Raw genomic sequence first — 15,206 nt, forward strand, 5'->3', positions numbered from 1 at the left:
CACTACCTTGCAGCAATGCGGTGGACAGGATCGGCGGTTTTCTTTTCTGTTCTACAACTTTTGCAAAAAAAGCCTAATCACTACTAAGGTAAATCACCCGAGTTGCCGATAACAATCCACGGTTGCCTGAACGATAACAATGAAAAGAGTATGCCGGGAGCGAGTATGGAATACTTTGATATGCGTAAAATGTCGGTGAACCTGTGGCGAAACGCTGCCGGTGAAACTCGGGAAATCTGTAGCTTTCCTCCGGCAAAACGTGATTTTTACTGGCGTGCCAGCATTGCTTCCATTGCGGCAAATGGTGAGTTTTCGTTGTTTCCGGGAATGGAAAGGAGCGTGACGCTGCTGGAAGGCGGTGAGATGCTCCTTGAAAGCACTAACCGTTTTAGCCATACCTTAAAGCCGCTACAGCCTTTTGCTTTCGCGGCGGATCAGGTGGTAAAAGCGAAACTGACTGAAGGTCAGATGTCAATGGATTTCAACATTATGACGCGCCTTGATGCCTGTAAAGCGAAAGTCAGAATTGCCGATCGCACGTTCACCACTTTTGGCTCACGCGGTGGGGTGGTGTTTGTGATTAGCGGAGCGTGGCAACTGGGCGACAAGCTGTTGACTACCGACCAGGGCGCGTGCTGGTACGATGGCAGGCACACCCTGCGGCTTTTGCAACCGCAAGGCAAACTGCTGTTCAGTGAAATTAACTGGCTGGCAGGCTATTCACCGGATCAAGTTCAGTGATTTCATAGTTGCCGGAAAGCAGCGGTTTACAGAGGATTTTATAACCGTCGTGATCAAACCCGGCGGGTGTACGGATTAACGTTGCAGCTTCTTCTAACGAATTAACCGCGCCCAGCCACAGCCAGTTATGAATAATATGATATTGGGTCATTTCCGGATGCTGTTCTTTCAGCGCCACCGCACCTCGCCACGGCCAACAAACAACCCGCAAACGCTCCAGAGACTGGCGCAAACGTAGCGCATGAGCGTCATGGCTCTCTTTACCGCAGCACGCCCCGGCGCAACGTTTTAGCGCCGAACGAAAACAAGCGCGCCCGCGACTTAACGGTTCCAGCCCGAGCAGGCCATAACAAAGTTTTTGTTCATCGGCGATGGTCTGTAATGCTTGTAAAGCCGCACGACGGTTGGCAAACAGGCCGAATAAGTTTGCTGCGGTAGAAAAATCCACGTCTTTGGCATACACCACATCGACACGCTTTTCATTCAGTTGCAGGGCACAGAGCTGGCGATTACGGCGCAAGCGTTTATTAAACAGTGGCTGTTGTTCTTTAATTAATCGCGCTTCAAGGAGTAGAGCGCCGATTTCACCTGCGGTGCAGATCCAACTAATTCGCCTTGATTGCCGCAGCATGGCGGCTTCATCCTGAGTGCGTAAATGAGAAAGCACCCGGCTGCGGATATTAACGCTTTTGCCAATATAGAGCGGCATGGTGTCACTTTCGCCATGAAACAGATAGACCCCTGGTCGGGTGGGTAAGTCATTAAGGAATGAACGTAAATGTTCGGGATATTCGTAGATTGCCGCCGCTTCAAATTCTGGCCGCAGGGAAGTTAAACGCCGTACCACTGTTGACTCCAAATGCTGGTTATCTATCCAGTGTAACAGGCGGGAAACGATTAAAAAAGAGGCGGGTCGATGACAAAAGTAACACCGCCTGATGCGCTACGCTTATCAGGCCTACTCGACTCCTGCAATGTACTGAATTTGCAAAGTTTTGTAGGCCGAATAAGGCGTTCACGCCGCATCTGGCATGAACAAAGCACTCTTTTTTGCACAAGCCATTATGTGCAAATGATTACTTTTTCCAGAAATCATCGAAAACCGTAATTGGCGGACGGCGTTTATGTTCGGTTTTCAGATACCAGTTTTCTATTGTTCTGGCGACCTGTTCGGGTACGGCTTTCCCTTCCAGATAGTCATCGATATTGTCATAGCTCACGCCGAGTGCCACTTCATCTGGCAGGGAAGGGCGGTCATCTTCCAGGTCGGCTGTTGGCGCCTTCTTATAGAGATGTTCCGGGCAACCTAATGCCGCCAGTAACTGTTTGCCCTGACGCTTGTTCAGACGGTATAGCGGGTTAATGTCAGTACCACCGTCACCGTATTTAGTGAAGAATCCGGTAATGGCTTCTGCCGCATGATCGGTGCCAACCACGACACCGTTGGTCATGCCTGCAATGCTGTATTGCGCTTTCATCCGCTCACGCGCTTTTTCATTGCCGCGAACGAAATCACTTAATTCAATACCCGCCTCGCGCAGCGCCTGTTCGCTGGCCAATACCGCGCCCTTGATATTCACGGTTAATACGCGATCCGGTTGAATAAAGGCAATAGCGTCCTGACAATCCTGTTCATCAGCCTGAACACCATAGGGCAGGCGCACGGCAATGAATTGCAGTGCCGCGTTGCCCGTTTCCTGACGTAGCTCGTTAATTGCCATTTGACACAGTTTCCCGGCAAGAGTGGAGTCCTGACCGCCGCTGATCCCGAGCACCAATGATTTAATGAACGGGTAGGTTTGCAAATAGCTTTTCAGAAAATCGATGCTGCGGCGAATTTCCTCTTCAGCATTAATCTGCGGTTTTGCGCCCAGCGCCTTTATTATTTGTTGTTGCAATGTCATTGAACCCCTCCAGACAGAAAAATAAAACTTCCTTAAAGCTAACCCGTTGCTACAGAAACGACAAGCGACAGCAGGTTGAATGGCGGTTAAAACGTCATACAGGAATCCTCTGAAAGCAGAGCCGTTTCGTTCACAGGCTTGAAAAAGCGCCCAATGTATTCCAGGCTTATCTAACACGCTGATAAACAAGAGGACGGAATATGAACAAGAATATGGCAGGAATTCTGGGTGCAGCGGCGGTATTAACCATGCTGGCAGGTTGTACGGCGTATGATCGTACCAAAGACCAGTTTGTACAGCCTGTGGTGAAAGACGTCAAAAAAGGCATGAGCCGGGCGCAGGTTGCACAAATTGCGGGTAAACCTTCGTCTGAAGTGAGCATGATCCATGCTCGTGGTACTTGCCAGACCTATATCTTGGGTCAACGTGATGGTAAAGCAGAAACCTATTTTGTCGCCTTAGATGATACCGGACATGTCATCAACTCCGGCTATCAGACCTGTGCCGAATACGACACCGATCCACAAGCAGCGAAGTAATTTCTTCGCCTGAAAGCTTGAGTTACAACGGAAACCGGCCATTGCGCCGGTTTTTTTTTACCTCGTGTTCTTATTTATTGTCGCGAATTATTTAACCGAAATGTGAAGAAGGTCATAACAACAGGTCAAGGAGAGACAATTTGTATGGTCAAAGAAATACTATCGTTCAGGTCAATACCGTATACTCTTTTCAGCCACCAAAAAAAGTCATGTTGGTTTCGCAAGTTACCCAGAGCATGGAAGCAGGTGAAGGCTTGCGGAGTGTCTGGCTGACAGATAATCGTTGATGAGGGCAGTTTTATGGAAAAGAAACACATTTATCTGTTTTGTTCTGCGGGCATGTCTACCTCTTTACTGGTATCAAAAATGCGCGCACAGGCAGAAAAATATGAAGTTTCGGTCATTATTGAAGCATTTCCGGAAACACTGGCGGGTGAAAAAGGTCAGAATGCCGATGTCGTGTTATTAGGGCCGCAGATTGCTTATATGTTGCCCGAAATTCAGCGTTTGTTACCCAACAAACCTGTTGAAGTCATTGATTCACTGTTATATGGCAAAGTCGATGGTTTAGGCGTGCTTAAGGCTGCAGTTGCAGCAATTAAAAAAGCCGCAGCAAATTAATTTTTAAATTTTTCCGTCAAAGAGTTATTTCATAAATCTATACCGCAATACTTTAATTGCGGTTTTTAAGGGTATTTTTCTATGAGTAATGTTATTGCATCGCTTGAAAAGGTACTCCTCCCTTTTGCAGTCAAAATAGGAAAACAGCCACACGTTAATGCAATCAAAAACGGCTTTATTCGCTTAATGCCGTTAACCCTTGCGGGGGCCATGTTTGTATTAATCAATAACGTTTTTCTGAGCTTTGGGGAGGGGTCGTTTTTTTACTCCTTAGGTATTCGCCTCGATGCCTCAACCATTGAAACACTCAATGGCCTGAAAGGTATTGGTGGAAACGTATACAACGGAACATTAGGGATTATGTCTTTAATGGCGCCGTTTTTTATCGGTATGGCGCTGGCAGAAGAGCGTAAAGTCGATGCGCTCGCGGCAGGGTTGTTATCCGTTGCGGCATTTATGACCGTCACGCCTTATAGTGTCGGTGAAGCTTATGCGGTCGGCGCAAACTGGTTAGGTGGCGCGAATATCATTTCCGGGATTATTATCGGCCTGGTGGTGGCAGAAATGTTTACCTTTATTGTCCACCGCAACTGGGTGATTAAATTACCCGACAGTGTACCGACATCGGTCTCACGTTCTTTCTCAGCATTAATTCCCGGCTTTATTATTCTTTCTGTGATGGGAATTATTGCCTGGGCGCTGAATACCTGGGGCACTAACTTCCATCAGATTATTATGGATACCATCTCGACGCCGCTGGCATCGTTGGGTAGCGTGGTCGGCTGGGCGTATGTGATCTTTGTTCCGCTGCTGTGGTTCTTCGGTATTCACGGTGCTCTGGCGCTGACCGCGCTGGACAACGGCATTATGACGCCGTGGGCGCTGGAAAACATCGCCACCTATCAACAATATGGCTCCGTCGAAGCGGCGCTGGCAGCCGGTAAGACCTTCCATATCTGGGCCAAGCCGATGCTGGATTCCTTTATTTTCCTCGGGGGCAGCGGTGCGACCCTGGGGCTGATTCTGGCTATCTTTATCGCTTCTCGCCGTGCTGACTATCGTCAGGTGGCAAAACTGGCGCTGCCGTCGGGCATCTTCCAGATTAATGAACCGATTCTGTTTGGTCTGCCGATTATCATGAACCCGGTGATGTTTATCCCGTTTGTTCTGGTGCAACCTATTCTGGCGGCAATTACTCTGGCGGCGTACTACATGGGCATCATCCCACCGGTGACTAACATTGCACCGTGGACCATGCCAACCGGTCTGGGAGCCTTCTTTAATACTAACGGTAGCGTCGCCGCATTGCTGGTCGCACTCTTCAACCTTGGCATCGCAACGCTGATATATCTGCCATTTGTCGTGGTGGCAAACAAAGCGCAGAACGTGATTGATAAAGAAGAGAGCGAAGAAGATATTGCTAACGCCCTGAAATTTTAATCGACGCTGGCACGGGCAACTCGTGCCAGTAAGAATAGAGAGGAACGATGTATGATGGATCTCGATAATATTCCTGATACGCAAACGGAAGCTGAGGAACTGGAAGAAGTGGTGATGGGGCTTATCATCAACTCCGGACAAGCGCGCAGCCTGGCGTATGCGGCGCTGAAGCAGGCGAAGCAGGGCGATTTTGCAGCGGCAAAAGCCATGATGGATCAGTCGCGGATGGCCTTGAATGAAGCGCATCTGGTACAGACGAAACTGATTGAAGGCGACGCGGGCGAAGGCAAGATGAAAGTGAGTCTGGTGCTGGTTCACGCCCAGGATCATTTAATGACTTCCATGCTTGCACGTGAACTGATTACCGAATTAATTGAGCTTCATGAAAAACTGAAGGCATAAGGAGTCGATGATGCAGCCAGTGATTAATGCGCCGGAAATTGCCACTGCCCGTGAACAGCAGTTGTTTAATGGCAAAAATTTCCATGTATTTATCTACAATAAAACGGAAAGTATTACTGGATTGCATCAGCATGACTATTATGAATTTACCCTGGTTTTAACTGGTCGTTATTTCCAGGAGATTAACGGTAAGCGCGTGTTGCTGGAACGGGGCGATTTTGTTTTTATTCCGTTAGGATCACACCATCAAAGTTTTTATGAGTTTGGTGCCACGCGCATATTGAACGTTGGGATCAGTAAACGTTTTTTTGAACAGCATTATTTGCCGTTGTTGCCTTATTGCTTTGTTGCTTCACAGGTTTACCGAACAAATAATACTTTTCTTACCTATGTGGAAACGGTGATTTCTTCATTGAATTTCAGCGAAACCGGTCTGGAAGAATTTGTTGAGATAGTCACTTTTTATGTCATTAACCGTTTACGTCATTACCGCGAAGAACAGGTGATTGATGATGTGCCACAGTGGTTAAAAAGTACGGTTGAAAAGATGCATGATAAAGCGCAGTTCAGTGAGAATGCGCTGGAAAATATGGTGATGTTATCGGCTAAATCGCAGGAGTATTTGACGCGTGCGACTCAGCGATATTATGGCAAAACGCCGATGCAGATTATTAATGAAATCCGCATTAACTTTGCCAAAAAACAACTGGAAATGACCAACTATTCTGTGACTGATATTGCATTTGAAGCGGGTTATAGTAGCCCAAGCCTGTTTATTAAAACGTTTAAGAAACTAACATCTTTTACACCAAATAGTTATCGTAAGAAATTGACTGAATTTAATCAGTAGCTATTGTCACTGATCATTAAATTTACATGCGTGCCTTATTTATCCTGGGGAGACCGGGATATTCCTGACGTAGAGGCAGGTATGAATAATATTAGTATTTCCTGATGAAGGGAGAAATTATGAGCCAGAAATTAAAAGTCGTCACTATTGGTGGCGGGAGTAGTTATACCCCGGAACTGCTGGAAGGGTTTATTAAGCGTTATCACGAATTGCCGGTGACTGAATTATGGCTGGTGGATGTCGAAGGTGGTAAAGCAAAACTGGATATTATCTTTGATCTCTGCCAGCGAATGATCGATAACGCTGGTGTACCGATTAAACTTTATAAAACGCTTGATCGTCGTGAGGCGCTGAAAGGGGCAGATTTTGTCACTACCCAACTGCGCGTAGGTCAATTACCAGCACGCGAACTGGATGAACGTATTCCGTTAAGTCATGGTTATCTTGGCCAGGAAACTAATGGTGCGGGTGGACTGTTTAAAGGTCTGCGCACCATTCCGGTGATTTTTGACATCGTAAAAGATGTCGAAGAACTTTGTCCGAATGCGTGGGTGATCAACTTCACTAACCCGGCGGGAATGGTCACTGAAGCGGTCTATCGTCATACCGGATTTAAACGCTTTATCGGCGTGTGTAATATTCCGATTGGCATGAAAATGTTTATCGGCGATGTTTTAGCCTTGAATGAGAACGATGATTTATCTATCGATCTGTTCGGCCTGAACCACATGGTGTTTATTAAGGATGTTTTGGTAAATGGCAAATCACGTTTCGCCGAATTGCTTGATGGTGTGGCATCCGGGCAGTTAAAAGCATCTGGTGTTAAAAATATTTTCGATCTGCCGTTTAGCGAAGGTTTAATTCGGGCTCTGAACCTGTTGCCGTGTTCCTATTTGCTTTATTACTTCAAGCAAAAAGAGATGCTGGCGATTGAAATGGGTGAATACTACAAAGGCGGCGCGCGTGCGCAGGTGGTACAGAAAGTCGAGAAGCAACTCTTTGATCTGTATAAAAACCCGGATCTGAAAGTGAAACCGAAAGAGCTGGAGCAGCGCGGTGGGGCTTATTACTCTGATGCAGCGTGCGAAGTCATCAACGCTATCTACAACGACAAGCAAACGGAACATTACGTTAATATCCCGCATCATGGGCATATTGATAATATTCCGGCAGACTGGGCGGTAGAAATGACCTGCACGCTGGGGCGCGATGGCGCGACGCCACATCCGCGCATTACGCATTTCGATGACAAAGTGATGGGGCTGATTCACACCATCAAAGGCTTCGAGATTGCGGCCAGCAACGCAGCACTTAGCGGGGAATTTAACGATGTGTTACTGGCGCTAAACCTTAGCCCGTTGGTGCACTCCGATCGTGATGCTGAGCTGCTGGCACGCGAGATGATTCTGGCGCACGAGAAATGGCTGCCAAACTTTGCCGACTGCATAGCAGAACTTAAAAAAGCACATTAACCGGGGCTGATTATGGAACGCTTACTGATTGTTAATGCCGATGACTTTGGCCTAAGTAAAGGCCAGAACTACGGCATTATCGAGGCCTGCCGAAACGGTATTGTCACGTCGACGACGGCGCTGGTGAATGGTGAAGCTATCGACCATGCGGTGCAGTTGAGTCGCGATGAACCGAGTCTGGCAGTTGGAATGCACTTTGTTCTCACCCTGGGCAAGCCGCTGACTGCAATGCCGGGTTTAACCCGCGAAGGTGTGTTAGGGAAGTGGATCTGGCAACTGGCGGAAGAAGATGCTTTACCGCTGGAGGAAATTGCTCAGGAACTTGCCAGTCAGTATCTGCGTTTCATTGAGCTATTTGGGCGCAAACCAACGCACCTTGATAGCCATCATCATGTGCATATGTTCCCGCAGATTTTCCCGATTGTGGCGAAGTTTGCGGCTGAAGAGGGGATTGCGTTGCGCATCGACCGTCAGCCGCTATCTTATGATGGTGATTTACCGGCTAATCTGCGCAGCTCGCAGGGATTCAGTAGCGCGTTCTATGGTGAAGAGATTAGCGAGTCACTGTTTCTGCAAGTGCTGGATGATTCCAGTCATCGTGGTGAACGTTCGCTGGAAGTGATGTGCCATCCGGCGTTTGTCGATAATACAATTCGCCAGAGTGCTTATTGCTTTCCACGGTTAACGGAGCTGGAAGTGTTGACATCCGCATCGCTGAAGTATGCCATTGCCGAGCGAGGTTATCGGTTGGGTAGTTATCTTGATGTGTAAGGTAGTTTGTAAAGTCACTCCCCTGGGGGAGTGACTTTATTCATATTTACGCCGGAATTTTATCAATCTTAGGAATTCGTGACCAGACGCGGTGCGCTGCCATTAGCGTTAACAGTTCATCCATAAAACTACCGTCGGCGCTGTCGGCTTCCACAATCCCTTCTTCACCCTGGTCATCAACCTTGATTGTCGCCTTAAACTTGCGCGCATCGCCCGCCAGCGCAATCGGTTTAAGGTGCTTATAGGCTTCCATCAGATAGTAGTTTGCATCGCCGTTGTCTGCGATATCGGCGATATTACCGCAAGGGACAATGACTGCATCGACCGTCAGCGATGGCGCCCCGGCAAAGGTTGCTGCTATCGGCAACACCGTACCGTCATCGGTAGTGACTTCGCCCATCCGTGAGTAAAGCAGTTTGGCATGAACGCCTTTGGCTTTCAGCGCCTTCAGAATTGCCAGAAGGTCTGCGGATTTCACTTCATCATTAAGCAAAATAGCTACCACACGGCCTTTCACATCACCGTCAGGAATGGCATACAAACTTAACGCAGGATCTTTTTTAAGCCCGTTTACGTCCAGTGGCGGGGTGATATTCAGTTGGTCGTCAGTCAGTTCGATACCGAGATTTTTTGCTACCGCCTGCGCCAGGTTAAGATCAATATGCGCTAACTGGTCAACGACGCGTTCACGAATATAAGGTCGTACAACTTTGCTTAACTCAAAGCTGAAACCATCGACTATATGGCGCTGCTCGAACGGCGTTTGACTTAGCCAGAACAGGCGCGGATGGGAATAATATTCGCCAAACGATGGACTGCGCTCGCGAACTTTATTGCCTTCCACGCGTTCCTGGTATGATTCAAAACCGCCGCGTTTTGGCCCCGGCGGCGTTTCGCGCGGCCAGTTATCGTTGATCGAGTTCGGTTCGTAATTCGCCGGGTTAGTGTCGATTCCCATCCGATGCATACCGTCACGCTGGAAATTGTGGTACGGGCAGGTAGGGCGATTAATCGGAATTTCATGAAAATTCGGCCCGCCAAGACGGCTGATTTGTGTATCGGTATAAGAGAACAAACGTCCCTGCAACAGCGGATCGTTGGTGAAATCCAGACCAGGGACAATATGACCAGGATGGAAAGCTGCCTGTTCGTTTTCGGCAAAGAAGTTATCCGGGTTACGGTTAAGCGCCATTTTGCCGACGCGCTGAACGGGTACTAACTCTTCCGGGATGAGTTTCGTTGGGTCAAGCAGGTCGAAGTCGAATTTGAATTCATCTTCTTCGGGGATCAACTGGAAGCCCAGTTCGTATTCCGGGAAATCGCCTGCTTCAATGGCTTCCCACAGTTCGCGGCGGTGGAAGTCTGGATCACGTCCGGTGAGTTTCTGCGCTTCATCCCACACCAGTGAGGCTTTACCTGCCAGTGGTTTCCAGTGGAAACGTACAAAGGTCGCTTTACCTTCGGCGTTAATCAGGCGGAAGGTGTGAATGCCGAAGCCTTCCATGGTGCGGTAACTGCGTGGTATTCCGCGATCTGACATCGCCCACATCACGTTGTGGAGCGTTTCTGGTTGCAGGGATACATAATCCCAGAAGGTGTCGTGGGCGCTTTGCCCTTGCGGAATTGCCCAGTGCGGTTCTGGTTTTACCGCATGAACAAAGTCCGGAAATTTGTGTGCATCCTGAATAAAGAAGATTGGCGTGTTATTGCCAACAAGGTCAAAAATACCCTCTTCGGTATAGAACTTGGTGGCAAAACCACGGATATCACGCACCGTATCTGCCGAACCTGCGCCACCCTGAACGGTAGAGAAACGCACGAACACCGGGGTAATTTTGTTCGGATCTGACAGGAAGTCGGCTTTGGTGATATCGCTTAAGTTTTTATATGGCTGGAAATAACCGTGAGCGGCTGACCCACGCGCGTGAACGATACGTTCCGGAATACGTTCATGGTCGAAGTGGGTGATTTTCTCGCGCAGAATAAAATCTTCCAGCAGCGTTGGACCACGGCTACCGGCACGCAGTGAGTTTTGATCGTCGGCGATGCGCACGCCCTGATTAGTGGTCAACGCATAATTTTCACTGCCTTTGCGTACGTCTTCCAGAGAGTTTAGTTTTTCGTTACGCGTATCAGGGGCTTTCAGACTCCCGGGGGCGGTAGGTTGTGCGCCTGGCGGTGTTGGTTCAACCGCTGGACGATAAGATCCGTCTTCAGGTGCCAGTGAGTCCATTCCCGGTTTCGCTTCGCTGGAGTCGTGTAGTGGTGACTGGTGCTGATGTGGGTTCTTTTCGTTATGTTGCGACATTGAACTCGTCTCCTTAATTCATTACTGAAAGGGCCGCTGTTTTGGTCAAAAAACCCTCTAACTATAGACCATCAGGGTGATCCCGCTCTGGAAGTGGTGCCAGAGAAGGTATTCGGGAATATACGCAAAGCAGGACGGACGGGGGGTAAATCAGCTAAACTACAATTTTTCTGATTTTTAATATGCGTTTAGTGAAGCCAGTAATGAAGAAACCGCTACGTCAGCAAAACCGCCCGATTATTAGCTATGTTCCTCGCACGGAACCTGCGCCGCCAGAACATGCGATTAAGATGGATTCGTTTCGCGATGTCTGGATGCTGCGTGGCAAATATGTTGCGTTTGTTCTGACGGGGGAGTCATTCCTGCGCTCACCAGCATTTAGCGTGCCGGAGTCCGCCCAGCGTTGGGCTAACCAAGTGCGCCAGGAAAATGAGATCGAAGAATAAAAAAACGCCTGTCGAATGACAGGCGTTTTGCGTTATGAACCAGGATTAACGGTGTGCCAGTTCGGCGTCGTCTTCGCTGTCCAGAATGGACTTATCGGTTTGCTTCAGCCACTGGCTGGTCAGCGTACCTGCGGTCATTGAGCCGCTCACGTTCAATGCAGTTCGACCCATATCGATAAGCGGTTCAACGGAGATTAACAGAGCCACTAGCGTTACCGGCAGGCCCATCGCCGGCAGAACAATTAACGCGGCGAATGTTGCACCGCCACCAACACCTGCAACACCTGCTGAACTCACTGTGACGATACCGACGAGTGTTGCAATCCACATCGGGTCCAGCGGGTTAATGCCCACCGTTGGCGCAACCATCACCGCCAGCATTGCCGGATACAAACCGGCACAGCCGTTCTGACCAATGGTCGCCCCAAAAGAGGCGGCGAAACTGGCGATAGACTCAGGAACACCCAGACGACGCGTTTGTGCTTCAACGTTCAGTGGAATAGACGCTGCACTGGAGCGACTGGTGAAAGCAAACGTCAGCACCGGCCACACTTTACGGAAGTATTTCAGCGGACTCACGCCATTAATACCCAGCAGAATGCCATGCACCGCAAACATAATGATAAGACCCAGATAGGACGCGACAACGAAGCTACCCAGCTTAATGATGTCTTGCAGGTTGGAACCGGCAACCACTTTGGTCATCAGCGCAAGCACGCCGTAAGGGGTTAGTTGCATGACCAGGCGAACCAGTTTCATCACCCAGCTTTGCAGTGTGTCGATAGCTGTTAAAACGCGTTCACCTTTCGGCGCATCATCTTTCAGCAGTTTCAGCGCCGCGACGCCGAGGAATGCGGCAAAAATTACCACGCTGATAATTGATGTCGGATTCGCACCGGTCAGATCGGCAAACGGGTTTTTCGGGATAAAAGACAGAATGAGTTGCGGAACACTTAAATCCGCGACTTTACCGACATAGTTGCTTTCGATAGCGTTCAGACGGGCAGTCTCAGCGCCACCCTGAACCAGACCTTCAGCAGTCAGACCAAACAGGTTAGTCACCAGCACACCGACCAGCGCCGCAATCAGCGTGGTAAACAGCAGCGTACCGATGGTCAGAAAACTGATTTTTCCTAACTGAGATGCGTTATGCAGGCGAGCAACCGCGCTCAGAATAGAGGCGAATACTAACGGCATAACGATCATTTGCAGTAGCTGAACATAGCCGTTACCGACAATGTTAAACCACTGTACAGAATCTTTAAGTACCTGGCTGTCAGAACCATAAATGGTATGCAGAGCAAGGCCAAAGACCACGCCCATCACCAGACCCACCAGTACTTTTTTTGCCAGACTCCACTGTTTGTGGCGAGCCTGAGCCAGCACAAACAATAGAACAACGAACACCACGATGTTCGCAATTAATGGAAAGTTCATCCCCGTTCTCCTGATCTTATTATTTCTATCACTGTGTAACAGTCATAGTGTTGGCGCAAGATTAACAGAACTGTGAGCTGGCTCTTATATTCAAATGGAATTGCTTATTCCAGAAAGGTGATTTTTGCTTTTTTAGTATTCAACCTGGTGCTTAATAAGGCGATGAAACTGGATCTGCAAGGTATTGATCATTTGCGATGACCAACGAACCGCGCTGTTTTCAGGCAGAGAATGGGGCATCCACACCGACCAGACAAATAATGCCATGCAGAGAAAACGTTCCAGCTGATTGCCCTTTTGTGGCACCAGAATTGGCAGGCGAAAGCGCCAGCGACACGGCCAGAGCAGGGGAACACCAGCCGGTGTCAGCATATCGGCAATAATATGACTCAAATAACCCAGCACCATACCTTGCAGTGCATCAGCCGGAATAAACCAGCTTTCCGGAACTTTGAGGTAAAAGGTTGCCAGCAGGGCAAATACAGCCAGCAAACTGTGGGTAAATCCACGGTGTCCAAATGCGCGGGCAATGGGTTTTGATATCCACTTTAATCGCTGCCCAAGAAACGATTTTGGGTGGTCGATGTCCGGTAACAGACACGTTAAGATCGCGGAAGGGACAATATGCCACCAGTCACCCTGTGCCAGCACGGGCGTCAGCTCGGCATTTTTGGCAAATACCGCACAAGCAATAGAAAAGAGAAGGTGACCTTCCGCCGTCATGATAAAACTCACTAAACTGTCGATACGTACAGTATAGGATTTTTATACAGTGCGCGGAAGTGGTGACGGTGTAACTCTTTATCACAAAATGATGATAAATCCGCCAGTTGAATAAAAATTCAGATAAAAAGCCAGGGGCAGTTATGACACTGCCCGATTTTATTAGCCGAGGAGGTCGGTCGCGGTCAATTCGGTGAGAGATGAAAGTTTTACGTTCGCCAACACAAAACGTGGATCATTTTGCGCTTCGGGCGCGGGGACGACGATAGAACGCATACGTGCCGCTTTAGAGGCGATCATGCCATTTACAGAGTCTTCCAGCGCCACGCAGGCGAGAGGATCAACCCCCAGTTTTGCTGCACAGTCGAGATACACTTGTGGATGCGGCTTGCTGTAAGGCAGCTTTTCGGCGGAGGCGAGGGCATCGAAACTGTCACGTAAGTTAAACATGGTCAGCACTTTTTCCAGCATATGCAAAGGTGATGCGGAGGCCAGACCTACCAATAATCCTTGTTCTTTGCATAGCGCAACGGCCTCACGCACACCAGGCAGTAATGGTCGCGTCTCTTCAACCAGTGAAATGGCACGGGCAATAACCCGTTCAACTACCTCCTGACGACTCGGCCCATTCCACGGTTGCCGGGCATACCACAGATCAACCACCATATCGATGCGTAAACCTAAGGTGTCCGGTAGCTCGTTACGACGGGAGATATCTACCCCCAGGCTTGCCATCACATCCAGTTCGGCTCGATCCCATAAAGGTTCTGAGTCGATAAGTAATCCATCCATATCGAAAATTGCAGCAAGAATCTGACGCGGGGTTGACATTACAACCTCTCCTTTAGAGCATTATGTGTAAGGTATTAAGCAGTGCTTATGATTAAGCGCCTATCATATCGCCTTTAAAGAATGGGCGAAAACAGATATCTACAGGTAAACTAATTGAAACGACGCGTCTTAATCAAGGAGAACTCATGACGTATCAACAAGCTGGACGCATTGCTGTTTTGAAAAGGATTTTGGGTTGGGTGATTTTTATACCGACACTTGTTTCCACGTTAATTTCCTTGCTGAAGTTTATGAATGTTCGGCAAGAATCCCAGGAAGGTATCAATGCTGTAATGCTCGATTTTGCGCATGTCATGATCGATATGATGCAGGCGAATACGCCTTTTCTGAATCTGTTCTGGTACAACTCACCGACGCCCAATTTTAATGGTGGCGTGAACGTTATGTTTTGGGTGATTTTCATCCTGATATTTGTGGGGCTTGCGTTGCAAGACTCTGGTGCCCGTATGAGCCGCCAGGCGCGCTTTTTGCGCGAAGGTGTTGAGGATCAACTCATTCTGGAGAAGGCTAAAGGGGAAGAGGGGTTAACGCGTGAACAGATTGAGTCACGCATTGTTGTGCCACACCATACTATTTTCTTACAGATTTTCTCACTCTATATCCTGCCAGTAATTTGTATTGCTGCGGGGTATGTGTTCTTTTCTTTGCTTGGATTTATTTAAGCAAAAGGCCGCATGGGGCGGCCATTATCATCAATCCA

The 15,206-nt window shown here is 48.6% G+C and carries 16 protein-coding genes; 10 read left to right on the forward strand and 6 right to left on the reverse strand.

The annotated features are described in order from the left end of the window. Nucleotides 1-165: 165 nt before the first annotated feature. Nucleotides 166-741, forward strand: a complete 576-nt coding sequence (ves, locus tag BEG40_RS02085; RefSeq protein WP_010345878.1) for an environmental stress-induced protein Ves — start codon at nt 166-168, stop codon at nt 739-741. On the opposite strand, the gene cho is transcribed toward ves, so the two are convergent. Together cho and nadE are read right to left on the reverse strand one after the other, a co-directional pair. Beyond that, nucleotides 701-1,588: an excinuclease Cho gene (cho, locus tag BEG40_RS02090; RefSeq protein ID WP_000252348.1), complete on the reverse strand. Its 888-nt coding sequence runs from the start codon at nt 1,586-1,588 to the stop codon at nt 701-703. The genes ves and cho overlap by 41 nt on opposite strands. Nucleotides 1,589-1,817: 229 nt before the next feature. Beyond that, nucleotides 1,818-2,645 (reverse strand): NAD(+) synthase, encoded by an 828-nt coding sequence (gene nadE, locus BEG40_RS02095; RefSeq protein ID WP_105284803.1) that lies wholly within the window; start codon nt 2,643-2,645, stop codon nt 1,818-1,820. Between the two features lie 200 nt (nt 2,646-2,845). Here nadE and osmE point away from each other — a divergent pair, with 200 nt between their 5' ends. The 7 genes from osmE (at nt 2,846) to chbG (ending at nt 8,740) form a co-directional block, all read left to right on the forward strand. After that, nucleotides 2,846-3,184, forward strand: a complete 339-nt coding sequence (gene osmE, locus BEG40_RS02100) for an osmotically-inducible lipoprotein OsmE (RefSeq protein WP_001039038.1) — start codon at nt 2,846-2,848, stop codon at nt 3,182-3,184. A 300-nt stretch (nt 3,185-3,484) separates the two neighbouring features. After that, nucleotides 3,485-3,805, forward strand: coding sequence for a PTS N,N'-diacetylchitobiose transporter subunit IIB (gene chbB / locus BEG40_RS02115; protein WP_077128032.1), 321 nt, complete (start codon nt 3,485-3,487; stop codon nt 3,803-3,805). A gap of 81 nt (nt 3,806-3,886) precedes the next feature. Next, nucleotides 3,887-5,245, forward strand: a complete 1,359-nt coding sequence (gene chbC / locus BEG40_RS02120) for a PTS N,N'-diacetylchitobiose transporter subunit IIC (RefSeq protein ID WP_000073031.1) — start codon at nt 3,887-3,889, stop codon at nt 5,243-5,245. Between the two features lie 51 nt (nt 5,246-5,296). Beyond that, nucleotides 5,297-5,647 (forward strand): PTS N,N'-diacetylchitobiose transporter subunit IIA, encoded by a 351-nt coding sequence (gene chbA / locus BEG40_RS02125; RefSeq protein WP_000968919.1) that lies wholly within the window; start codon nt 5,297-5,299, stop codon nt 5,645-5,647. Between the two features lie 7 nt (nt 5,648-5,654). Beyond that, nucleotides 5,655-6,497, forward strand: a complete 843-nt coding sequence (gene chbR / locus BEG40_RS02130; RefSeq protein ID WP_000983663.1) for a transcriptional regulator ChbR — start codon at nt 5,655-5,657, stop codon at nt 6,495-6,497. A 119-nt stretch (nt 6,498-6,616) separates the two neighbouring features. Further along, the gene (celF, locus tag BEG40_RS02135; protein ID WP_000078791.1) at nt 6,617-7,969 is read left to right on the forward strand and encodes a 6-phospho-beta-glucosidase; all 1,353 of its coding nucleotides are present in this window, start codon (nt 6,617-6,619) and stop codon (nt 7,967-7,969) included. Nucleotides 7,970-7,981: 12 nt separating this feature from the next. Continuing rightward, nucleotides 7,982-8,740, forward strand: coding sequence for a chitin disaccharide deacetylase (chbG, locus tag BEG40_RS02140; RefSeq protein ID WP_000440423.1), 759 nt, complete (start codon nt 7,982-7,984; stop codon nt 8,738-8,740). 46 nt (nt 8,741-8,786) lie between these two features. Here the strand turns inward: chbG and katE are convergent, their stop codons facing one another. Next, nucleotides 8,787-11,048, reverse strand: a complete 2,262-nt coding sequence (gene katE, locus BEG40_RS02145; RefSeq protein ID WP_105284804.1) for a catalase HPII — start codon at nt 11,046-11,048, stop codon at nt 8,787-8,789. 182 nt (nt 11,049-11,230) lie between these two features. Between katE and cedA the strand changes: the two genes are divergently transcribed. Continuing rightward, on the forward strand, nt 11,231-11,494 hold the full coding sequence (gene cedA, locus BEG40_RS02150; protein WP_001241546.1) for a cell division activator CedA: 264 nt from the start codon (nt 11,231-11,233) through the stop codon (nt 11,492-11,494). A gap of 45 nt (nt 11,495-11,539) precedes the next feature. Here the strand turns inward: cedA and tcyP are convergent, their stop codons facing one another. The 3 genes from tcyP to hxpB all read right to left on the reverse strand — a co-directional run bounded on the left by tcyP (nt 11,540) and on the right by hxpB (nt 14,485). Beyond that, nucleotides 11,540-12,931, reverse strand: a complete 1,392-nt coding sequence (tcyP, locus tag BEG40_RS02155) for a cystine/sulfocysteine:cation symporter (protein WP_001010734.1) — start codon at nt 12,929-12,931, stop codon at nt 11,540-11,542. A 132-nt stretch (nt 12,932-13,063) separates the two neighbouring features. Beyond that, nucleotides 13,064-13,654, reverse strand: a complete 591-nt coding sequence (locus tag BEG40_RS02160; protein WP_010349983.1) for a metal-dependent hydrolase — start codon at nt 13,652-13,654, stop codon at nt 13,064-13,066. 162 nt (nt 13,655-13,816) lie between these two features. Beyond that, entirely contained in the window at nt 13,817-14,485 is a 669-nt protein-coding gene (gene hxpB / locus BEG40_RS02165; RefSeq protein ID WP_000106839.1) for a hexitol phosphatase HxpB, read from the reverse strand. 146 nt (nt 14,486-14,631) lie between these two features. Between hxpB and BEG40_RS02170 the strand changes: the two genes are divergently transcribed. Further along, nucleotides 14,632-15,168 carry a YniB family protein gene (locus BEG40_RS02170; protein ID WP_000222184.1) on the forward strand — a complete coding sequence of 179 codons (537 nt, stop codon included), beginning with the start codon at nt 14,632-14,634 and terminating at the stop codon, nt 15,166-15,168. Nucleotides 15,169-15,206: the final 38 nt, after the last annotated feature.

This window comes from Escherichia sp. MOD1-EC5495, assembly GCF_002965965.1.
In the GTDB taxonomy this organism is placed as follows: Bacteria; Pseudomonadota; Gammaproteobacteria; order Enterobacterales; family Enterobacteriaceae; genus Escherichia; species Escherichia ruysiae.